The following is a 22,068-nucleotide window of genomic DNA, read 5'->3' on the forward strand; positions in this document are numbered from 1 at the left end:
GGTGCGCATCGAGCACATTGGCGATCGCGACTACGCCTTCGGTCTGACCTGGATTGCTGCACGTGACAGCGCGGTCGAGGACATCGAGGCGCACCGCGGTGCTGCTGCCTCCAAAGGCTTCGTGGTTTACACGGAACTGGTGGGTCATCGCGCTGCGCCGCCGTCGGATGTTGCCATCTCCGAAACGCGATCGCACGTGCTTCGGTTCCGGTCTCGCGCGGACGCCGAGCGAGTAATTGGTTATGCCGTGCAGGACGCGAAACCGGGGAAGGCGGTGTTCCCCTACGCGGCTGGCCTTGCGGCGTTGAAACAGGATGGTCTCTATATCGCTGCGCTGTCGGACAACCAATTCTGGTACTGCGGCGTCAAGAACGGCGTTGTGGTTCCCGACACGGACCACATCGGCACGCGCGAGCTGATTCGCGGCAACGTGCAGACGATGAGTCAAGGCCTGGACCTGCCCGTGTATGCGGGGGCAGGTGCCACGATCGAAGGGTCGAAACCATTCGATCTCACGAAAGCGTTGCACGGCGTCCGCTTCAAACCGCTGCGCCCAGTGCAGCAGGAGCGCAAGCCGGTCATGCCGCTGGTGATCCTGGCCGGCGGCATCGTGCTGCTTGGATTTGGCTACCACGTCTTGTTCCCGCCTAAACCCAAGATCACGCCGCAGCAACAACAGGCCATGCTCAGACAGAGCTATGTCAGTTCGGTGCAGTCCAAGGTGGGCGCCCTTCCGCTCGATGGTGCGTGGGTGCTGGATGCGTTCAATTTGGCCCGCGCGGAACTCCCTCCATTCATTGCGGGCTGGACGCTGCAGGGCGTGAACTGCCTGCCCCAGAACTGCACAGCGATCTATTCGACGGACGGCCATCACACGTTCGCGCTTTCACCACTCCAAGCGCGCTTTGGCAAGGCCGCAGTCCAGATGATGCAGAACGGGCAGAGCCTGAGCGTGGCGCTGCCGCTCCATACGCCACTGCGCTCGATTTCGCTTGCATCGCTGCAGTCGGCGCGTCCGACTCGCGTGCCATTCATGGACTGGGTTGGCGCCGTCCCTCTCGCGATGGATGGCGGCGAGATCGATGGCCAGCTGCTCAGCGCGAATTTGCAGCAGCAGCTCAACGGCACTCAAGCCGGCATGCCGCCGTTGTTCTTCGATGAGGCTGCCGTCAAGGGCGAATTCTTCCTGGACCGGATCGCGCTGACCAACATCCTGCATCGCGGGCAACGAGGCGGATTCACGCCGACGAACTTTGCATTTTCATACGGGCTCGGCCGCGTCCCGGCGTCCTGGCGCGTCACGTGGGAGCGCCTGCATGGCTGACAACAACCTCCCAACGACTAACAGCGCGGTGATCCCAATCAAGGCCGTGGGCCGGCTTGGCGACCGGCTGGTTGCAACCGGGCGTTTTACGCGGGAGTCGATGGACGCACTCGCTGCGCAGGCGAAGCTCTCAGGAACGCTGCTGGGCGAGTACCTCGTTGCGAAGCGACTGATCAGCCGCGCGGATATGTATGAAGCGCTGGCGCCGGCGCTACGGCGCATCCATATCCGATCCGTGCCTGAACTGCCGGAGTGGGATCTGCTGTTGAACGATGCCGGCGCCGTGCTTGGTGGGCAGGAGCGTCCGAGTTCTTCGGAGTCGCTGGCTCTCGGTTCAAGCACTGACATCGCGCGTGGCGATCGTCGCTTCTTCGTCTTGACAACGGAAGATGCGCTGAAGGGCCACCAGCATGTCGGGCTTTACGCCCGTGCGACGAAGGATGGCTTCGCGGTACGTGGACTGCTCGTCGCACATGACCGCTCCGTGCTGGATGTGGTGCTTTCTGAATGGACGAAGCGCCGCGGCTCTGTACAGAGCCGTTCGGGTGCCAACGACGGCGAAATGCACATCCAGTGGGATCGCATTGTCTACGAAGCCTACAAGCTCGGGGCAAGCGACATCCACCTCAAGATTCGCATGGGCAAGGGTGAGGTGAAGTTCCGCATTCACGGTGATCTCGAGTTGCATCCCATCTCGCTCACGGAAGAAAAGGCGATGTCGCTCGCGCTGTCCATGTACAACACGATGGTCGACGCGGGTTCAACGGGCGATGGATTCAATCCACGCATCACGCAAGATGCGGTGGTCACACGCACCTTTCCCGAGGGCGACGTGCGTTTGCGCTACGCCGGCCTTCCCATCGAGCCAAGCGGGGTTTACATCACGCTGCGCATCATTCCGATCGGCGTCGAAGTGAAACCGAAGTCTCATGCGGAACTTGGCTATTCGCATGATCAGTGTGAGTTGCTTGAGCGCATCTTTGCACGATCGAGTGGCCTGATTTTGTTCCTCGGGACGACCGGCTCGGGCAAGAGCACCAGCATGGCGCATTCTCTGATGCGCGTCGTTGCAGAGCGGCCGAACAAGTTGCTTCGCACCGTCGAAGAGCCGGTTGAAATCATCATTCCTGGGGCCTCGCAGACATCTGTTGTCAGACAGAAAAAGATCGAAGGCAGCGAGAAAGTCAACGAGTTCGTCGAGGTGATGCGCTCCCTGATGCGCTCGGACCCCGACTACTTGATGGTCGGTGAAATCCGTGATCCAGATACCGCTAGTCTCGCCATCCAGGCAGTGCGCTCAGGACACCTGTGCGTATCCACGCTGCATTCCGATGGCGCGCCGATTGCCTACGATCGCCTCACTGGCCTTGGCACGCCACGTGGGGATATGGCCAGCGTCGGCTTGGTCGCTGGCTTGATTTACCAGCGTCTGGTGCCGGTTCTGTGTTCGCATTGCAAAGTGCCAGCGGCGCACATCGCGAAAGCGCCAGGAGAACATCAAGCTGTCCTCTGGCGTCTGCAGCGTTACCTGACACACGATAACTTCGAAGGCATCTTTTTCAAGAACCCGATCGGGTGCAAGCAGTGCCACGGCCGCGGTGTCGTCGGCCGCACCGTTTGCGCCGAGATTCTGGTCCCCACGCCGAAGATGATGCACGCGATTGCTGTCGGCGATTCGCATGCCCTGTGGACGGAATGGCGCGCCTCGATCGATCTGAATGATCCGCATTGCATGCGTGGTCGCACCGCGTTCGAACACGCCCTGTCGAAGATGCGACAGGGCATCACTTCACCTGTTCATGTCGAACAGGAGTTCCGCTTCCTGGATGAAACGGTGTTCGAGTAATGGCCAAGCAATCCTCTCTTGATCAAAAGATGGACCGCGCCGCATTTAATTTGCGACGTCGTGGCGCGTTCTATGCGGATATGGCGGCCTTCATGGATTCTGACATCCCGCCGTTTCAAGCCATCGAGAAGATGGAGTCGATCGCGCGTCGGCGTCGCGGGACGGCGCGCATTGCGCGGATCTATCGCAATGTCATGCGGGAGTTGAAAGGTGGTCACCCGCTGGCACCTTCGCTCGCGCCATGGGTGCCAGGAAATGAGGCGGTGATGCTGGTTGGCGCCGAAAAGGCAGGCCCCGCCGTACTGATGATGGCGTTCAGAGAGCTTTCGACTCTGCTGGATCGCCAGCAAAAGGCGCGTTCCAAACTGAAGTCAGCACTCATTGCGAACGGCTTGGTGTTCGCCGTGATTCTCGGCGTGATCTTCGAAGTCGTCAAGATCATGGTGCCGGAACTGGTGAAGAGTGAAACAAAAGGAATGGTTGCTCAGATGTCGTTCGCGCCCTATTTCTTTGCATTCGGTGAGGGCGTCATCAGCTACGGCTTGTATGCCGCTGTGGCCGTCATCGCGCTGGTGCTATTGGTTTGGTGGTCGCTACCCAACTGGACTCGAAACTTCACCTATTTGAGTCGGCGCTGGTTCGACAACCATTTCGCCCCGTGGACGATTTACAAGCGCTCGCAAGCAACGTTTTTCCTCTCGACGACTGCAGCCATGATGCGCTCTGGCATTCCTCTCAAAGTGATTGCCTCGGATATGTTGCCGTTCGCGTCGAAGTGGATGCGACAGCATCTGAAACGCGTGCTGGTCGATCTCGAAGGCGGTCGAACGGAAGTTGAAGCACTTGGCGGCGGCATGTTACCGACTGACACCGGTGATCGACTGCGCATCTATGCGCTGATGAAGGACTTCACGGCGATCATGACGCGCCTATCGGAAGACAATTTCGTCATCTACGAAAAGACGATTGACGGCATCAGCGCACTGATGAAAACACTTTCGATTTTGGTGCTAGGGCTTTTCGCGGCATCGCTACTGTTTTCGATTTTCGATTATTCGAATGCACTTCAAGCTTCCGTCAACGCCATGCGCTCAGCGGCGGGAGGTTAATCAACGCATGGCCTTTCCAACCCTCAACAAGGAGTACCACCAGTGAACGTGTATCGCATTCGCAATCCTCAGAAGAAGCGCGCTCTGGGCCAGATCTCGATCGAGTATGTGATCGTGATTGCCCTGGTCGCGCTGGCCCTGGTCGGCATCATCATCTACGCGACCCGCGGCCGTCACGAGCAGAACGTCAACGCCGAAGCGTCGAACCTGACCACGATGGTCGGTGCCGTACAAAAGCAGTACAACACCGACCCGAACGGTTTTGCCAACGTCACCGCGCCGACCATCATCGACAACGGGGATGTCCCATCGCAATTGGTACAGGGCACCACCATCGTGTCCGGTTTCGGCTCCCCGATCACCGTGGCGCCGGCAACGACCTATGCGGCAGACGATTCGGTGTCATTCACCTACGATGTGCCGCCGGATGAGTGCTCGAACTTCGTTCAGGCTGTGGCGAGTGACTTCGTGACCATCAGCGTGGGCGGCACCGACGTGAAGAACGTCGCCGGCGGCGTGCCGACGGTCAGCAATGCCACCCTGGGTACGCAGTGCTCGTCGACGGCCGGCGCGCAGGTGCCGATCATCTTCACGGCTACCCGGTAATCGTCATGCGCCCCTCGCGTCAGAACGGTCAAGCCCTGATTGGCGTTGTGATCGCGATGGCGATCATTGGCCTCGCGCTGGTGCTACTCGCCCAGCGCGAGCGCCAAGATTACTACAGCGGCCTTGCCAACGAGCAAGGCGCTGCGCTTGCGCAGTTCGGAGTCGCCTTGCGCGGCTACATCGCCAACGTTCAAGGCGGTTCTCAGACATTGCCCGGGAACCCCTACACGGTCGCCGGCGTCAACTGGCTGATGCCGCCGGACTGCGGCGGCTTGGCTACCAATCCGGTGCAGGGCTACTTGCCCTGCAGCTTCAATGCGGGTGCTGTGGGACCGTCGTACACCACGACGATTACACAGACGCCGGCCACCAATACCATCGAGGCGCGCACGTGGTACATGGCGCAGCCCGAAGGCAACAGCATCACCAGCAAGGGCCGGATGGCGGCGCAAATCGTTTTTTCGGCGTTGGCCCAGCAGACGCTGCCGATCAACGGCATGTTTCTGACAGCCTTTGCGAACAGCCCAATCAACGCGACCGCGGCCGCCGCGCCCAACGCGGTTAATCCAGCGGATCTGGGCCGCGTAATGCTCGTCGTGAACAATTCACCGAGCAACGATATCTGGCTGCGCGTGGACGGCACGAATCAGATGCTCGCTGATCTGAATATGGGCGGTTTCTCGATCAAGAATGCCGTCAATGGCAGCTTTTCTGGCAGCATCCATGCACAGGGGACTGGCCAGTTCGATAACGGTCTTTCGGTCACAGCGGGAACCGCTTATTTGAAGGGTGGTACCATCACACCGGACGTCAAAGTCACCAGTATCAACGAGATGGCTTCGGAGGCCATCTACAATGCCGAGGTACTGACTGGTAGCACGAGTTACACCGTACCGATGCCGAACTGCAGCCTTGCCAACAACGGCAGTAGTTCGCCTGCGATTTACGTCGCTTTGCAGGGCACTGGATCGCCAGAGGGGCATGGTGATGCATTGTATGAAAGCCATGTTCAGGTTACGGCTTCCGGGTCGAATTGGATCATCACGCCTGTCGTCGAGGCAACGAAATTCACGTTGTCTGGTTCGTCGAATGGTACGAACTTGTTCGTGAACCTCAACAAATCCATTTCGACGGTCAATGCGACGGATCAGACGATCTTGGTCATGACCAAATGTCGCTGACCAGAGAACACGTTGCGGAGGCACCGCGCGTATGACACTTGCGGAACGCATCCGGATTCAATCCTTTCCTTGAGGGGCGCACTATGAACAAGATCATCGATAAGATCGTCAAGATGACCTTCTTGACGGTCGCATTGCTATACGCTGTGCCGGCGTTCGCGCAGGCGGCGCCCGCCGGCGCCGGCAGCACCGGCAACTTTCCCGTCATCACCGTTCCACCGCCGCCGATGAGCGCGGTCGCCAATCAGCCGACGCCAGGCGCCGATAGCACACTCTGGTCCAACGGAATCCCTGGTCCACAGAGCAGCAGCGTGACCATTCCTCTACCGCCATCCGGTGGTGGCGGTGGGGGTGTGGGTGGCGGCGGTTTTGTATGCACGCCAGGCCAGGCGCAGGCGTGTGCAAGCAATTCCTGCCCGGCCGGGTATACGGGGCTGGTCGCCACGTCCAGGACTTGCACGGGGTCCGGCACGTGGCCCGCCACGTGTACGCCGACGGTGGCGATGATTGACGCCAACCCGACGGCGTATGGTTGCACGCCAAACGGCGGCACATGCACGCCGGGCGCGACAACAGTCACACAGACTGCCCAGTGCCCGAATGGCTATGAGACAGCGTCCGGCTCACCGAGCTTCACGCAAACCGCGACTCAAACCACGACATGCCCTGGCAACGTCATTACAACTGGCGCTTGGTCGCCTGCGGCGTCGCTGGCATGCCCGGTACCCGTTGGTTCTGGTGGTGTCACAAGTTGCTCTGTTCAATGCCCAGTGCAATGCCGTGTGACTGGCGTCGTTTCCGGGTATCGCACCTGGACACAAGAGTGGGCTGGTGGCGGCGGGTCGGGCTGCCCGGCCGGAGGAACGTCTACCGGGTCAAGTTGTTTGGGGACGAGCTCGGTTTGCCCTACTAGCCTTATGCAGTGCACTGGAACCATGAATTACTCGTACACCAGCACGACAGGCTGCCCTGTGACATCGGGTGGTGGTACAGGATGCACCCTGGCCCAGGTCAATGCGGGTACGTGCACAACCTGCTCGCGCACTTGTGGCAGCACCGAATCCGGCATTGCCACGTGCCGAACCCACAACATCACCGCGACGACGTGCTCGTACTGGAGCTATTCCGGCTCAAGCTGCCCTGCCGGCGCCACGGGTGGCACATGGCGCGCGGGTCTTTGCCCATGATGATGTAAGGAACGTCCTGGTCCGCGGCTCCTTTTAGAGCCGCGGCCTTGTTTGGGCTTGCCAGAACCCGAATGTGTGCTTTATTTGCTTTGACTCACTCTTTCGGTGAAGTCGTTTCAGCAACCACACATCGCAAGGAACCGCATCCATGAATCGTCGTCTACTCGCCGCCGCAATCGCTTCCGCTCTCGCGCTTTCCCTGACTGCCTGCTCAGGTGGTGGCGGTGGTGCCAATGTACGGCCGAGCAATCCGCCGCCGCCCTCGACCACGCCCTCGCCGCCGCCGCCCACGACGGTCTACTCCTACCCGGCCTATAACCACCTGGTGCCGACGGGCGCGCTTACCGCGCAGCAGGCGGGCTACACCGGCAAGGGCGTGAATGTCGGCATTCTCGATTCCGGTGTCGATCCGAATCTGGCCGACATGCAGGGTCGTATCACGTGGTTCCAGGGTTACGGACCGAACAACACGCTGACGACGACGACGCCTAGCGATCCAGTTGGTCACGGCAGCGTTGTGGCCCAAATTCTCGGTGGTTCGGCGGCCGATGGATTCCCTGGCGGTGTCGCCCCTGACTCGAGTCTCTATATCGCACAGGTTTGCGTGCCGAATGGCTCGACGGGCCAGTGCACTGCTTACTCGCGCGCCTATTCGGATATGACGGCGCTGGGTGTGCACTTGTTCAATCAGAGTTTCGGCGCCCTGATCAGCACCTTGGCGTCAGGCGGTGCGCCGGTTGTCGCGCAGGAGATCGATCAGGAATACGCCGGTTACATCGCGCAGAATCTTTTTGTGTGGGCGACTGGCAACGATCCGGCCAACAGCAGCGACATCAATATCGAAGCCGATGCGCCTTATTACTACCCGGCACTGCAGCCTGGCTGGCTGGCCGTGGTCAACGTTCAGGTCAACAGCGCCGGGCAGGTAACCACGCTCGACCCAACTTCTGCTCAGTGCGGCAACGCCGCCGAGTGGTGCATCGCAGCGCCCGGCACCGTCCAGTTTCTGGGCATCCCGAATACGATGTTCTCGGGCGGTGGCGGCAATGGCACGTCGTTCTCGACAGCCATCGTGACCGGCGTGGCGGCGCAGATCTGGCAGGCCTTCCCATGGTTCTCACCGGCCAACCTGACCGACACGATCCTGACCACGGCGACGCCGCTGGGCACGGGTCCGTATCCCAATGCCACCTATGGCTGGGGCGAGGTCAACGCCGCTGCGGCGGTCAACGGCCCCGAGCAGTTCGCCTTCGGCGCGTTCGATGCGGACATCGGTAGCGATTCCAGCACCTTCAGCAATGCCATCGGCGGCGCGGGTTCGCTGGCGCTGACTGGCGGCACCGGCACGCTGACGCTGAGCGGTGCCAACACCTATTCGGGCGGCACCACGGTTGATTCTGGGAACCTCTGGCTGTCCGGCTCGCTGGCCAGCAACGTCACGATCGACGGCGGCAGCTTCGGCGGCCCCGGCACGATCAATGGCAGCGTGACCAACACCGGCGGCACGCTGATCAGCCAGGCCGCCGTGGGTGGCCAGGGCCTGACGATCACCGGCAACTACACAGCCAACAGCGCCAGCACGACCGCGATCGCGCTGGGCAACCCGCTCACCGTGGACGGCAGTGCCAGCCTGGCCGGCATCCTCGAGATCCTCGCGCCGGCCACGACCTACACGCCGACCAGCACCGAGACGCTGATCAACTATGGCAGCGAAACCGGCAGCTTCGGCTCGCAGACGTACGGTGCCGGCGTGTACTGGACGGTGAGCAACCTCAGCTATGGCAGCACGGCGCTGACCGCGACCGTCACCGCCAGCAACGTCGCGCAGGCCTCGGCGCTGTTGCCCGGTGTCGATGCGGTCACGCTGGCCACGGCGCAAGGCGTGCAGGGTGCGTTGCAACAGGCCAACGGCTGGAACGCCGCGCAGCGTGCTGCGCACGCCGGCTTCCTGGCCAACGCCGCGCAGTTCCTGGCGGCGCGCACGGCCTCGCAGGCCAACGCGAGCCTGGCCAGCCTCTCGGGCGAGATTTACGGGACCACCCGGCTGCTGGAAGTACAGCAGGCCCTCGACACCGATCAGACGCTGGCCGATCGCGTCAATGCGCTGGGCGATGGCACGCGGCCGGGCGTGTGGATTCAGGCCACGGGCGGCTCGGGCACTTCGCGGCAGGCCGGCACGGCCACGGCGCACGACAACCTGGGCGGCGTGATGGCGGGTGTGGATGTTCCCGTCGCCCGCCACATCCAGATCGGCGCCGCGCTGAGCCGCAGCCACCTCGATGCGACGCTGGACGGTCTCGCTGGCCGCATCGATGGCGCACTCGACACCGTGGCGGTCTATGGCCGCGCCGGTCACGCGCAGGGTGTCTATCTGTCGGGCCGCGCCAGCGAAGGCCGACTCACCGCCAACATCGAGCGCACGGCGCTGCTGGGCAACTCCCTGCAGAGCCTGGCCAGCAACCGGCGCGACACGATCACGGCGGGCACGCTGGAGCTGGGCGACGCGCTGGGCCACTGGACGCCGTACGCGGATCTGACAGGCATCCGGCTGCACCAGGCGGCGTTCACAGAAGCGGGCGCATCCGGCTTCGGCCTCACCGCGGCGGCGCAGAGCCACACCGCCAGCTACGCCACGCTCGGCCTGCGCTACGGCACGGGCTTCAACTGGGCGTTGGGCCGCAGCAGCCTGTCCGGCTGGCTGGCCTGGCAGCGCGTGCTGTCGGGCGCGAACCTCGGCTTCACGGCGGCTTTCGCCGGCACGCCGACGGCCACGTTCACGGCGCAAGGCCAGGACCTCGCGCGCAACACACTCGAGGGCGGCGTGGACCTCGACACGCGCTTCAACCATACCTGGTCCGGCTTCATTGACCTGGGTCTGGCACGGGCGCGCGGCAGCAACGTCAGCAAGCTCGCCAACGTCGGCCTCGAGGCGCGGTTCTGATGTCCCCGATGGACGCCAGCATAGCTGGCCTTCGCGCAGCGCCTCGTGGCCTGCGCGAAAGGCTCGGGCCGCGCACGACCATTCCCTTCGGGTACGTTGTGGACGGACCGCATGGACATGCTCATGTGTTCACTCTGGCAGATGTCGAGATCTGCATTGCTGCGCTATGTCGCGACAACGGCGACGACCCCGAGGACTACACGGCCACAGAGGTCTTGGCTCGTGCTGCCTGGTCCGCAGAATGCAAGCTAGGCGCTGCGTTGCACATTGAGCGCGGAAAGTGTCTGGCCATGGCCAGCTGTATCGAATGCGGTTGCGACGATTTGCATGCCTGCGCTGAGGGATGTTCTTGGCTTCGAGTGGACCGCAAAACCGGACTTGGGCTGTGCAGCATGTGCACTAGTCGGTTGGCGGATTGGGACGCCGGGAACAGAACGCTGGCATGGAATACCAGTAACTCGGTTTGAGCTTGCCAAGCCCATCGTAATGACAAAAGGAGATTTCGCAATGCAAATGAAGCGCCTGCTGGCGCCGATCATTCCACTAAGGCTCAAGGCGATAGGGTTCAAGGCGATTGAGACGCTGTGCAACACGCGCGGTAATACTGGTGGACTGATCAAACGAATTGACGAAAACCGCGAGCTCTTGGAGGTGTTGCAGCGCGATGCGCCAGCATTTCTTGCAGATCATCCTTGGGTTGTCGGGTGGATCGCTTCGAATGACGCGTTTTTTGTCCAACTGAATGACGTCATTAGATCGCGACGACCCGGTGTCAACCGGGCTTATCCGCGCCCATGGCCGGAATTGTCTACTGGCAGCGATGCTACTTCAGTGGTGGATTGACAGTGGCGCGAGGCGCATGCCGAAGCGTCTTCATGCCTGGCTTACTGGTGCGAAAAAGGAGATTTAGCAATGCAGATGTTGAAGAACTCGAAGCGCCTGCTGGCGCTGGTCATTCCACTGGCGCTCAGCGCCTGCGCCACCATGCAAATGGGGCAGGGTGGAACCGCCGCATCGGGAACGGCCGCCGGCGCCAGCTCAAGCGGCGCCAATTCGCAACTGGTCCACTGTCCAGCCCCGCTGGGCACCTTGGCGATCGCTGAACACCAGCAGGACTCTTGGTACCAGCTGCTGACGACGACCTACGGCTTGCCTGACCCCGCGCCGGTGCTGGACTTGATTGCCCAACAGTCCAACTGTTTCATGATCGTCAACCGCGGTCAGGGCTTCAATGAGTCCATGGAGGAGCGCCATCTCGCGCAGTCCGGCGCATTGCGCCGTGGCTCAAACTTTCACAGGCACCAGATGGTCGCCGCTGACTACACGATGGTGCCGAGCGTGACGTTCTCCAACAACAACGCCGGCGGCGTAGCGGCAGGCGTGCTGGGCGCGTTCGTGCCCTATGTCGGTCTGCTCGCCGGCGGCATGAACGTGAAGGAAGCCAGCACGATCCTGACGCTTGACGACAATCGCTCCGGCATCCAGGTCGCCGCCGCCAGCGGCAGCGCGCGCAACTTCGACTTTGGCGGCTTTGGCGCCCTGTTCGGTGGCGCCATCGGCGGTCTCGGCGGCTACCAGAACACAGCACAAGGCAAGGTGGTCGTGGCGGCCTTCGTGGACAGCTACAACAACATGGTCAAGTCGCTGCAGAACTATCAGGCACAGCACATCGCCGGCGGACCCGGCAAGGGCGGTGCGCTGAAAGTGCAGGGTGGCGGCTGAGGCTTGATCGATGGCCGACATTGGACATGCGCCTTCCACTGCTGATGAATCGCTGCTTCGAAGCGATGCCTCGGCGGCTGGGCAAGAAACGCAACTCAGTCTTCACCCGCGCACGCGTGAACTGGTCGAACGGTTCGCGCGTGCGCTGATGGAGAAACTCGCGAAGGCCGAGTGGAAGTATGGATACAGCGATGGCTGGGCGTCCGATGGCTGGCTTGACGTCTGTCGCGCGGATCTGATCCTGCACGTCGCCAAAGGAGACCCGCTTGATGTTGCGGCCTACTGCGCATTCTTATGGCACCACGGCATCTCGACACAAGCGCCTGGCGCAGCGCCGCCCTATGAGCTGCAGGCATTGCGTGCCTGCACGGAGGATGCATGTCGCACCGCTCTTGGCGATCCACGTACGCAGGGCGAGGCCATCGACTTCGGCGACTTGCACTGCACATCAGCCGCGCACATGTGCAGCGATGACGGCGTGGTCAACTACAGGGTTGTGATCGAGGAAGCCGACCCTTCCTGCGTTGGTTTGCGATCCATCATTTCAGAACATCTCGATGCCGCAGGATTCAGCGGCGTCGAGGTCGTCATTCAGTGGTGAAAGGAGTAGGTCATGCGGAGTATTCAATCAGTCATGGGTGCGATGATTCTGGTGCTTGCACCATTCGTTGCAGCGACAGCACACCCCCTCACGCAGCAGCAGGCCAATTCAGCGGTGCAGCAGGCCAGCCACAAGCTGGCCAAGGTGTTGCGGACCTTCAAAGGCCCTGGCGGGCTGACTGGTGCGGTGATCGAGGGTCCAGACGGAACACGAAACATTGCGTGGGTCACGGCGGATGGCAAGGCGGTCGTGATCCACGGCGAGCTGGTTGGCCTGCAGGGTCAGGACTACACCCAAGGGGCCATGTACGACGAGCGCCTGTTGCTCTCGCCGGCGGTTGCCCTCGAGGCCGCGGCATCGCCGTCGACACACTCGATCCTGATCGGGTCGAATCCGAAGGCGCCCATTGTGACGGCGTTCTTTGACCCGAACTGCATCTTCTGCCATCTGCTTTACAAGGCGATCGATCCTTACGTGACTGCCGGAAAGGTTCGCGTTCGTTTTGTTCTGGTTGGCGTGATCAAGCCTGATTCGCTGGCGCGCGCCACGTCGATGCTGATGGCTCGTGACCCTGCAAAAGCGCTGGCGGTGGATGAAACAAAGTTCAACCGGGCTCATGAGGAAGGCGGCTACCCAATCGATGGGCTGCTAGATCCTGCGCTCACAAATGCGGTGAAAGCGAATGGCAATCTGATGGCCAAAGCGGATGGTCACGGTACACCGACGCTGCTCTATTGCAGTGCCAGCGCGAAGTCTGTCCAGTTGGCATCCGGTCTGCCGCCGGATATGGCCCGTTTCGTCGCGGATGTCGCTTCGGGCTCTTCCGCAGCCTGCAGGTGAATGCTGTGAAACCCATCACGCTGCCATCGTTCGGTGAAGTCTTGATGCCCAACTGGCTGACGGACGCGCCATTGATTCCGGATGGGCTGGTCCTTGGTTACTACCCGGATGACCTGGATGCGGCCTGTAGCCACATCGACTCGATCCTGACAAAGCGCATGCGCTCCACGGGGCGATTGGTGGTGATTGTCAGCGACGATCTTCGGATCGTCGCTGGGGCAGCCACGACACCCGCCATCACGGCCATCCTGAAGAAGTACGGCGCGGCGAACCAGGCAGGTCGCTATTCGCGCGGGCACGACATGGCGTGCCTGCGCGACGACATCGCAATGACGGCCAAGGCCATCATCGACTCACGTAGCTAGGACTCGCGGAAAGGATCGCAGATGGATCATCAACGGCGGTGCGCAGCGAGGTTTCTGGCGATCTTGATCGTGGCCATCTCTGCCGCGCCGTCCTCGCACGCAGCGCAGCCGAGCGTGATCCCGTATCGCGCGTGTTTCGAGAGTGCGGGGCGCTACTACGGGATCAGCCCGGTGCTGCTGGAGGCGATCGCGTTGAAAGAGTCGCGGATGAATCCTCTGGCCATCGATCACGATGCCGATGGGTCGTATGACATCGGGATCATGCAGATCAATTCGAGCCACTTGGCCGAACTGGCGCGCCTCGGGTATCCGCCCCAGGTGCTGTGGACTCCCTGCGCGAACATTGCCGCTGGCGCATGGGTGCTGGCCAACAACATGCGCCGCATGGGCGTGACGTGGAGCGCCGTCGGCGCCTACAACTCCAGCGATCCTCGGATCGGCGCTCGATACGCCTATGGCGTAGCCCGCTATGTGATGGCACTGGAACGCTGAAGGAGAATGGTCATGGATGGAACCGAAGTGCAGTCAAACGCCCAGCGCCCCGCCGGTGCTGCGGAAGCATCCGCCGCGCAAGCGCCAGCAGTTGCTGTTCGCCGGCGGCGCGCGGCTGGTGCCAATCTGAGCCTGCTGCCGCGTATCTTTGAAAGCTTCGTGTGGAACCAGCGCGACAAGGCGCTGGAGCAGGGCAAGGAACTGGCGAAGCAGATCGAGAACACACACCCTGCCGTGGCGCAGAGGCTGATGACGGTGCTCGCGCGCGCGTTGATGCCAGCGAGGTTGCCGCCTACCTTGCCCGAAGGCCTGGTGGAGATGTCCACACCGCGCCATGCGCTTGATGCCGTAACCCTGACCGATCAGGTCCGTTGCCGATGCCGCGACATCATCACCGAACACGCTCGGCAGCATGACCTCGCCGCTTTCGGTCTCACGCCTCGGCACAAGGTGTTGTTTTACGGGCCGACCGGGAACGGCAAGACAATGCTCGCCGAAGCGCTCGCCTGGGAGCTTGGCCTGCCGTTCCTGGTCGTTCGTTATGGCGGGTTGCTCGACAGTTACCTCGGCTCGACCGGCAAGAACCTGGACAAGGTCTTCGCCTACGCTCGCACCGCACCGTGCGTGCTGTTCATCGACGAATTCGATGGCATTGCCATCAAGCGCGGTAGCGGCGAGGACGTCGGCGAGATCCGACGCGTGACCAACCATCTCATGATCGAGATCGAACGTCTTCCGGCCAGCGTCGTGCTGGTTTGTGCCACGAACGCCTACGGCTTGCTGGATGAGGCGATCAAGCGGCGCTTCGACTTTGCCATCGCGATTCCTTCGCCAACCCGTGATCTGCGCCTGCATCGCGCACGCGATGAACTGCGACCCGAGCTTACGCCCGGCCACGATCTGTCGGCCTACGCGGAGCGGATCGCTGATCTCAACCTCGAGAACCTGCACTTCGTCACGGAGCGCTGCCGCGAACTGAGGCGCGACCTGGTGCTCAACGCTGGCGGCGGGATCGACGAACTGGCCTCAGCTCGGCGAGGCGAATCATTCCTGCTTGATGGAGTGTGAAATGGAGAGGTTCTACAAGAACAAAGCGCACCAGCGCGCGTACGAAAATGGATACAAGGCTGCCCAGAGTGATGCGCCGTTCTGTCCGTACGGAACTGACAACAGGTCATCGCTGGACTTCCGTCGTGCATGGATGCGTGGCTACGATGAGGCGTGTGCTGCAACGTGCGAGCGCGTTGGTGATGCCAAGGTGGTGCGCCATGCGTGACGCCCAGCTACTCGATGCGCGTGGCCGTGTGATCGCGCGGCTGATGATCTGCACCAGCCTGTGGGAACGCATCCGCGGCCTGCTCGGCCGACCCGAGCTCGGCCCCGGCGAGGCATTGCTGTTGGACCCCTGCAAGGCGGTTCACACCATAGGGATGCGTTACCCGATCGACATTGTGTTCCTCGATGCCGACAACCGCGTGGTGCGCATCAAGCCGGCGATGAAGCCCCTGCGCAATACCGAATGCCGCCAGGCGCGGCGCGTCATCGAGTTCAAGGCTGGCGAGGCCGCCAGGCTCGGCATCGACGTCGGCTGCACACTGGACTGGATGGATGGATCGCCTGTATGAGCGGCTACTTCTCTGAAGTTGAGCAAGAGATGGCTGCTCGCCGCGCAGAGATCGGGCTGCCGTTCAATGCCGGCGCAATCGCTACATGGATTGCGAATCAACGCGACGTCGTTGCCGAACTCACCGCGGAGCGTGACAGGGCGCAAGAGGTCGCCGACAGTCTGGATGCAAGCGATGAAGTCAGTCACCTCGAGGATGAGAATTTCGAGCTTGCGACCAGCGTCGATACTCTCAAGGCCGTGGTCCAGTGCCTCAAAGAGGCGATCCGCCAAGATCCAGGCTCCCAGCGGTTACTCGCCACTGCGTCCGACATGCTCGATGACATGCCGATACTGGGCGTGTGTGACACAGACCTCGTGCGGGCCTATCTGGAAGGGGCGGTGTGCGTCACTCTCAGCGGCGACATCGTTCCGCTTTCCGTCCAGGAATTTCTGTATTTGAATACTTCGGTAGCGCATCGACGGCGCGTGACGGTCTATCGGAACGTGCTCCACCACCCTGAGCACGGTGCCGCGCCATGGCTGCTCTGTTATTCGCTTGACATGCCGCTGGTGACCGTCGAGCATTGCCACGCTGCCGACCCGGCCTAGCCTTCCGCGGGACATGGCCTTGTGCAAATCGCCCTGCATGGTACTGATGGATTCACGACGCTGAGGCCCCATGACCCCCTGAAATTCGGTTCTACCGAGCCAACGACCTCTCTGAGGCGGTTCCGGTATGACGAAGGCGCTGCGCGTTCCCGACTATCTCGGACACATCCTCAAGGCCATCGAGCGCTACACGGACGACATGGACGAGTTGGCGCTCCTCGGCAACGAACTGGTGCAGGATGCCGTGATCAGCAACATCGAGATCATTGGCGAGGCGTCGAACAACATTCAGCGTGTGGATGCCGAGTTCGCTGCGCTGCACGAGGACATCCCTTGGCTGGTCATGTACACGATGCGCGACCGCGTCTCCCACGGCTACGACAAGGTGGATCTGGAAATCGTCTAGCAGACGATCCAGAGTGATCTGCCAGGCCTCTATGCACAGATTCAGGGCGCGCTGACCAGCTTGCACAACCAGAATCCCGAATGGGATGGAACCATGAACCACGTAAACGACGCCGCCTGATAGGCATTCTACCCCGCCGCATGGAAAGATCAGCCGCCATGAATTTCGATTGCACGACGCGTAACGATATTGCGTTCCAAGCAGCCGCTGTACGCGGCCCTCGGCAACCTCCGCACGTCAGCGTGCAGGGGCTGCTTCCCCCGCCAGCGGGCTTCGCGTTCGTACTAACGCTGACCTACGAGCAGGCGCTTGCCATGCGCGAGGCATTGGAAGGTGCGATCGACCTTATCGAGGCCGAGGTGGCCGAAGCGGAACGATCGATGCACCACTGACCGTGTAAGTCAGCCGGAACTCAAAGGGGACAGATCAACGATGGACGAAGCAAACAGTGGCGCGGCGTGGCGCCGCCGAGGCCAGCGTGCCGCAGAGAAGGTAGGGTTCGCCCTCCCCGCAGGCATCACGATGAAACGCGGGCCGGCGTCTGAGGGCACGGCTTTCTACTTTCGCCATCAGGAACTCGGTGAGTTGGGACGCGCACGTGTGATCCACGACGGGCGTGGCCACAGCCGCTTCGTGGGTGAAGTGGCGGGCGATGAAGCAGATCCGCAGACCGCCAAGCGAGCTGAACTGCTTGCCCCTCTCATCGAGCGGCTTCATCACGTGCTGGACGAGGCAGCAGGTGTAGCCCACGTGCCAGCTCCCCCGTTGCCCACGCCCAGAACGATGACGTCGGAGTCGAGTGGGAGGCTGCCTATCAAGCTCATGCAGTGCGAGCGTTGTGGGAAACCTGTGGCCCGGTTGATCTTCGCGCCGACAGGAACGCATGGCCGCGGCGAGTTCGAGGATGTGGCACGCATGACGTTCGCCCTTTGCACCGAGCAGCCTTTGCCAACGTGGATCGTTGGGCCGGGAAATCCCGTGGACATATTGACGGCCGCCGACCCGATGGAGATTCGCTCGATGGTCATGCCGATCTGGCCAGAGCATGGTGCGCTATTCGAAAGTTCGCCGTCTCAGTTCAACTGCACCATCCGAGCGCTGCAAGACAGCCACTGCGGCCAGCCGCCGAAGGCCATCGTAATTCGTGCCTTCGCCTCGGCGATTTCACCTACTCGGGGGGAAAGGTGATGCTGGAAGTTTGCTCCAGAGCCCGGAGTGTCGATTGCATTCGTTGGTGCTGATTGCGCCTACAAGAATCTGCACTGATGTTTTCAGACAATAAAGTCCGACCAATTCAAACTGCCAATTGCATGATTCTTGGTCATGTGTCATCGATCATCGAGGTTCAACCGTTTGGGGGATGGCATCGGCTGACTTCTCGCTCCGCCTTGCGGCGTCGCCCTTTCGGGCACGAGGCGAGATCGCCCCGGGTATGACGCACCTGCCTTCCCGCTTATGCCTGTCGGATATACGCCACGTCGTCTGTGCAAGTACCGGGCTTTGGCCTTTCTTGCTGCCTCACCCCAACGTGTCGCCTCGTATCCGCTTCCTGTTCGTCAGGCCAGCGTTTTGCTTCCGGCTTCCTCCAGACGCCCGGTCACCCGAAGCGCCCTTGCCTTCCGCTAACCCTTCCCCTTGCCGGGTGGGTAGATGACTCTCACCTCCAAGCAGGTGCGCCCTGCCGGGCACACAAAACAAAACCCCACGCGCATGAACGCGCGTGGGGTTTGAATTGACAGGAATATCTCTGACCTGCCGACCTGTTCCCTACAGAGTCGGCTTGCTGCCAAAGTAGCGGGTCAGCTCGGAGAGCCGCATTAGCCGCGCCCCATCCGACTGCGCTTGTTGAACGATGCGTGCGGTTGCGTCGTCGTGAGGGTTCTTGCCCTCGATCACGACTGTGTCGTCGCAGAACTCGGCGAAGGTGAGACCTTCTTTCGCTTTGCTCAACGCCATCATGCGCGCGTCGACAACGACGGTAGAATCCGGTGATGGATACTTCGCCAGCAACTTGGCGAGTTGATCGCGAGTAACGATCTGCTCGTTGAGCATCTCGATCAGCTGCTCGCTTGCGAATGCCGGCGTGCACTCGAAAGCGTCCATGACGGCATCCTCGGCCTCCATGTCAATCAGCGTCTTGAAGTCGCTTGGGCTGCACGGACCATCGACTGGATACTTGAAGCGAACGAAGTAATCCGCATCACCATCATCACGATCGGCATCCTTCTGTTCATTGACCGCGACCGCATAGCCATGGATGTTACCGATGGCCAGGCGATTTTGCGTCGAACGATACCCAGGCCACTCGGTCTCGAAGGCCTTGTGCGACATGGCGTTCTTGATCAGCTGAAAGCATGAATCTTTCGCAGCGAACACGAATATCCGAGTGCCGTTGCCGTTGTCGTTCGTGTCGATATTCCTCGGTGCTGACGAGAACGTGATGAGCTGTAGCAGGTCGAGCATGTTCACCGCGCTCTGTTTCTGAAACTCTTCCCGGCTTGCTGATGCACCCATGATGGGTCTCCTCTGAAATCCCGGAAACGCTCCGGGTTGCGGTTTGCGCGTGTCGCGCTCACTGCGGCAGGGTCATGCCCTTGCCTGGTTCCACGCGCGAACGAAGGACCAGGCAAAAGCACGGCGAGTCGGCCCTGGGAATCCCCAGGGCCGGTCGCGCGTCTTGATAGGCTGATGATGCCTCAATCTTCGTTGGCAAGAAGCACCGTAAACACGGGTTCGCCACGATCGCCAGGACCAATCATGAGCTTGCATTGGACTTGGTGCGCGTCGAAGAACACGATGCTGTCGTTGCTCTTGCCAGCACGCCGTATGGCGACCAGTGCGTTCAGGAGCATCTGCTGGATCCGCTCGAGACGCATGTCGGGTGATGCCAGATCGCCGTGACTGCCGTCGATGACTTCTGTCGAAACGCCATGTGTCATGGCGGTGTGCGCGTGGAATCCGACCTTGGATGCTGGCGCTGTGATGTCGATCAGTACGCCATCGTTGAGCGCATCTTCGCGCGAGTAGGTATAGACCAAATCCGTATCTTTGAACATGATCGCGGACCTCACAGGAGACCGTTTTCAGCGAAACTGTAAGCCGTTTCGCCGACAACGATATGTTCGATGACTCGAATGTCGAACAGCTCGAGCGCATGCTTGATCTGCATGGTCAGCACCTTGTCGCACGCGCTCGGCGTGGTGTCACCGGAGGGGTGCTGGTGGTAGAGAACGACAGCGGCCGCATTGTGCTTGATGCATTCGGCAACGACTTCACGTGGATAGACCGATGCACCGCCAATCGTTCCGCGGAACATATCCTGGTGCGCGATGATTCGGTGCCTCTGGTCGAGGTAGATGACCCCGAACACTTCGTATGGTGTGGATCCAAGATGGGCCTTGAGCCAGTCTTTGGCGCCTTGCGGGTGCAGCATCGAACCGTGGCGCATGTAGCGCTTGGCCAGAATCGCATCGGCCTTGGCCAGTATGGCTTCTTCGTCTGCACGATTGGATGATTCCGCATCCGGCGTGTAGGCGGGCGCAGACTCGCTTTGAATCATGGCGGGCTTCGTCATGATGATGTCTCCAAGAAATCCGGGAACCGCTCCCGGTGGCGGCGGACGCGATGCGCGTCAACACCGTGCGGACGTCCATGCCCTGACCCTGATGCTGGCGTGCCAGCGCCAGGGTCAATGCACGGAGGAACAGGGCAGGGTGAAGGCGATCTCCGCCTCACCCTGACCTGCTGCCTCAATCAGGCCGGTTGGCCTTGGTAGTGATGCATGAACGCGATGCGCAACACTTCCGGGTTGCATCCCGCCTTCAACGCGGCGCGCTCGTACATCTCGATGATCGGGACGGTTTCACCCTTGTCCATCTGCTCGATGTAGGCCGATAGCGCTTGGAGTGGCGTGCGCTGGGCTTCATCCGCCTCGCTGACCGTGTTCTCGCCCGAGATCGCGTTGATGTAGCCGTGACCGGACTCGAGATCAAATGGCGTGATGTGGCGGAAACCGCATGCTTCGCAATCCATCTCGGGCATGCCATCGTACTCATCCATCCACGTCTCTCCACACCGCGGGCACTTGTAGCAGTTGATGTAGATGACGCTCATGACCAGATCTCCGGCGTGGGGACGAACAGGGTCCAGTCTCCGAAGTAGGTTTCGGAGGCGGGCACGTGAACCATGTCATCGACATAGCGCGCCTCGAGCACCATGCCGGCGTCGTCCCAGACGTGCCAGCCTGTAAGCGCCTGCGCGTGCTGGAACGCCTCACGGCTGATGAAAGTCACCTTGACGTGATAGCGCAGCGTGCTGCCTGCGGCACGCACGCCCTGGATCGCCATTTCGATGTCTTCGTCTTCGCCGGCACGCTGCTTGCGGCCGTGCGTCAGCCCGATGCAGAGACCGAGCGCGAGACGTTCGGCGATGCGCTCGATCTGCGTGACTTGTGGCCGAACAGCGCTGTCGGGAGGCGTATTCTGCTCGACGAATCGAGCCTTGCTTAGGAAGCTCATGGTGTTCTCCGATAGGGAGTGCACCAGCCCCTCGCGGGGTTGTATGCACCCCGTGTTGGTTGTTGAAGGACTCGCCGGCTCAGGCGGCCAAGGACTCGATGAGATCCTTGCTCGGGATGTAACGGCGGTGGCGACTGGACCAGTGCGCGAGGTACTTCACATCGGCCGCCGACCACTGGCCGTTGGCATAGGTGTAGATGTACTCGACGCCGAGGCCAAGCGCATGCCTGGCCAGATGATCGGATCGACTGACCTCTTGCGGCCTGACGACGTACCACGGCTCGTTTTCGTCGCGATGGTATGCAACGCACTCGGCAGGAGAATCGCCGAGCGACGACAGATCGCCGAGCGCGATCAGGGCCTCGACTTGCTGCGGCGGCATGTAGTGCTGGCGAAGCATTTCGAGTGCATGGGCGCCCTGCATGTGGACGTAGATGGTGATGAAGCCACCGTGCGGTTGCCGCACGGCGATGATGGCTCTTGTGGACATGAGATGAACTCTCTGAAAGTCCGGGATCGCCCCGGTAGCGTCGATGCGCGCATGCGCACGAAGTCACCTTTGAGATGCGCCCTGAGTCAAGGCGCACGTCGAAAGTGCCTTCGAGATTTCCAGAGGGTAAGGAAAGACCGCCGGCGTGATGGCGGCGTTCGCAACGATGCGTCTTGAAGACGCAACTGGATCAGAAACACGCCAATCGTGGGCGGCTCACGGCCTT

General features: G+C 61.3%; 24 protein-coding genes and 1 pseudogene. 19 read left to right on the top strand and 6 right to left on the bottom strand.

Annotated elements, in window-relative coordinates:
- Window position 1 precedes the first annotated feature (1 nt).
- The 19 genes and pseudogenes from pilO2 (at window position 2) to Mschef_RS17480 (ending at window position 18,023) form a co-directional block, all read left to right on the top strand.
- Window positions 2-1,324, top strand: coding sequence for a type 4b pilus protein PilO2 (gene pilO2 / locus Mschef_RS16245; RefSeq protein ID WP_081130270.1), 1,323 nt, complete (start codon window positions 2-4; stop codon window positions 1,322-1,324).
- Window positions 1,317-3,170 (top strand): GspE/PulE family protein, encoded by a 1,854-nt coding sequence (locus tag Mschef_RS16250; protein WP_081130271.1) that lies wholly within the window; start codon window positions 1,317-1,319, stop codon window positions 3,168-3,170. The genes pilO2 and Mschef_RS16250 overlap by 8 nt, the downstream gene beginning before the upstream one ends.
- Window positions 3,170-4,279 (top strand): type II secretion system F family protein, encoded by a 1,110-nt coding sequence (locus tag Mschef_RS16255; protein ID WP_136256303.1) that lies wholly within the window; start codon window positions 3,170-3,172, stop codon window positions 4,277-4,279. Before Mschef_RS16250 ends, Mschef_RS16255 begins: the two co-directional genes overlap by 1 nt.
- Before the next feature lie 42 nt (window positions 4,280-4,321).
- Window positions 4,322-4,885 (top strand): type 4 pilus major pilin, encoded by a 564-nt coding sequence (locus Mschef_RS16260; RefSeq protein WP_081130273.1) that lies wholly within the window; start codon window positions 4,322-4,324, stop codon window positions 4,883-4,885.
- A gap of 5 nt (window positions 4,886-4,890) precedes the next feature.
- Entirely contained in the window at window positions 4,891-6,066 is a 1,176-nt protein-coding gene (locus Mschef_RS16265) for a hypothetical protein (RefSeq protein WP_081130274.1), read from the top strand.
- A 1,335-nt stretch (window positions 6,067-7,401) separates the two neighbouring features.
- Complete coding sequence (locus Mschef_RS16275) at window positions 7,402-10,194, top strand: S8 family serine peptidase (protein WP_081130276.1); 2,793 nt, start codon at window positions 7,402-7,404, stop codon at window positions 10,192-10,194.
- Window positions 10,195-10,701: 507 nt separating this feature from the next.
- On the top strand, window positions 10,702-11,037 hold the full coding sequence (locus tag Mschef_RS17475; RefSeq protein ID WP_136256304.1) for a hypothetical protein: 336 nt from the start codon (window positions 10,702-10,704) through the stop codon (window positions 11,035-11,037).
- 69 nt (window positions 11,038-11,106) lie between these two features.
- A complete protein-coding gene (locus Mschef_RS16285; RefSeq protein WP_136256305.1) occupies window positions 11,107-11,916 on the top strand; it encodes a peptidoglycan-binding protein in 810 nt (269 codons plus the stop codon).
- 10 nt (window positions 11,917-11,926) lie between these two features.
- Entirely contained in the window at window positions 11,927-12,517 is a 591-nt protein-coding gene (locus Mschef_RS16290; protein WP_081130278.1) for a hypothetical protein, read from the top strand.
- 12 nt (window positions 12,518-12,529) lie between these two features.
- Entirely contained in the window at window positions 12,530-13,357 is an 828-nt protein-coding gene (gene dsbG / locus Mschef_RS16295) for a thiol:disulfide interchange protein DsbG (RefSeq protein WP_081130279.1), read from the top strand.
- 5 nt (window positions 13,358-13,362) lie between these two features.
- Window positions 13,363-13,722, top strand: coding sequence for a hypothetical protein (locus Mschef_RS16300; protein WP_136256306.1), 360 nt, complete (start codon window positions 13,363-13,365; stop codon window positions 13,720-13,722).
- A gap of 69 nt (window positions 13,723-13,791) precedes the next feature.
- Entirely contained in the window at window positions 13,792-14,214 is a 423-nt protein-coding gene (locus Mschef_RS16305) for a lytic transglycosylase domain-containing protein (RefSeq protein WP_242426583.1), read from the top strand.
- A gap of 6 nt (window positions 14,215-14,220) precedes the next feature.
- Entirely contained in the window at window positions 14,221-15,282 is a 1,062-nt protein-coding gene (locus Mschef_RS16310; RefSeq protein WP_081130282.1) for an AAA family ATPase, read from the top strand.
- 1 nt (window position 15,283) lies between these two features.
- Window positions 15,284-15,490, top strand: coding sequence for a ribosome modulation factor (locus Mschef_RS16315; protein ID WP_081130283.1), 207 nt, complete (start codon window positions 15,284-15,286; stop codon window positions 15,488-15,490).
- Window positions 15,483-15,839, top strand: coding sequence for a DUF192 domain-containing protein (locus tag Mschef_RS16320; protein ID WP_210772034.1), 357 nt, complete (start codon window positions 15,483-15,485; stop codon window positions 15,837-15,839). Before Mschef_RS16315 ends, Mschef_RS16320 begins: the two co-directional genes overlap by 8 nt.
- Window positions 15,836-16,429: a hypothetical protein gene (locus Mschef_RS16325; protein WP_081130284.1), complete on the top strand. Its 594-nt coding sequence runs from the start codon at window positions 15,836-15,838 to the stop codon at window positions 16,427-16,429. The genes Mschef_RS16320 and Mschef_RS16325 overlap by 4 nt, the downstream gene beginning before the upstream one ends.
- A gap of 127 nt (window positions 16,430-16,556) precedes the next feature.
- Window positions 16,557-16,832: pseudogene (locus tag Mschef_RS16330) on the top strand (HepT-like ribonuclease domain-containing protein); the annotation flags it as partial.
- A 161-nt stretch (window positions 16,833-16,993) separates the two neighbouring features.
- Entirely contained in the window at window positions 16,994-17,227 is a 234-nt protein-coding gene (locus Mschef_RS16335; RefSeq protein ID WP_081130286.1) for a hypothetical protein, read from the top strand.
- Window positions 17,228-17,267: 40 nt separating this feature from the next.
- Window positions 17,268-18,023, top strand: coding sequence for a hypothetical protein (locus Mschef_RS17480; RefSeq protein ID WP_136256308.1), 756 nt, complete (start codon window positions 17,268-17,270; stop codon window positions 18,021-18,023).
- Between the two features lie 579 nt (window positions 18,024-18,602).
- Here Mschef_RS17480 and Mschef_RS16350 read toward each other — a convergent pair.
- The 6 genes from Mschef_RS16350 to Mschef_RS16375 form a co-directional block, all read right to left on the bottom strand.
- Window positions 18,603-19,349: a hypothetical protein gene (locus Mschef_RS16350; RefSeq protein WP_136256309.1), complete on the bottom strand. Its 747-nt coding sequence runs from the start codon at window positions 19,347-19,349 to the stop codon at window positions 18,603-18,605.
- 182 nt (window positions 19,350-19,531) lie between these two features.
- Window positions 19,532-19,891 (bottom strand): DUF6573 family protein, encoded by a 360-nt coding sequence (locus Mschef_RS16355; RefSeq protein WP_081130290.1) that lies wholly within the window; start codon window positions 19,889-19,891, stop codon window positions 19,532-19,534.
- Between the two features lie 11 nt (window positions 19,892-19,902).
- A complete protein-coding gene (locus tag Mschef_RS16360) occupies window positions 19,903-20,409 on the bottom strand; it encodes a JAB domain-containing protein (protein ID WP_210772035.1) in 507 nt (168 codons plus the stop codon).
- A gap of 179 nt (window positions 20,410-20,588) precedes the next feature.
- Window positions 20,589-20,894, bottom strand: coding sequence for a hypothetical protein (locus Mschef_RS16365; protein WP_081130291.1), 306 nt, complete (start codon window positions 20,892-20,894; stop codon window positions 20,589-20,591).
- A 50-nt stretch (window positions 20,895-20,944) separates the two neighbouring features.
- Entirely contained in the window at window positions 20,945-21,352 is a 408-nt protein-coding gene (locus Mschef_RS16370) for a hypothetical protein (protein ID WP_081130292.1), read from the bottom strand.
- A 79-nt stretch (window positions 21,353-21,431) separates the two neighbouring features.
- Complete coding sequence (locus Mschef_RS16375) at window positions 21,432-21,842, bottom strand: hypothetical protein (protein ID WP_081130293.1); 411 nt, start codon at window positions 21,840-21,842, stop codon at window positions 21,432-21,434.
- Window positions 21,843-22,068 lie beyond the last annotated feature (226 nt).

Source organism: Metallibacterium scheffleri, from assembly GCF_002077135.1.
GTDB classification, from domain to species: domain Bacteria; phylum Pseudomonadota; class Gammaproteobacteria; order Xanthomonadales; family Rhodanobacteraceae; genus Metallibacterium; species Metallibacterium scheffleri.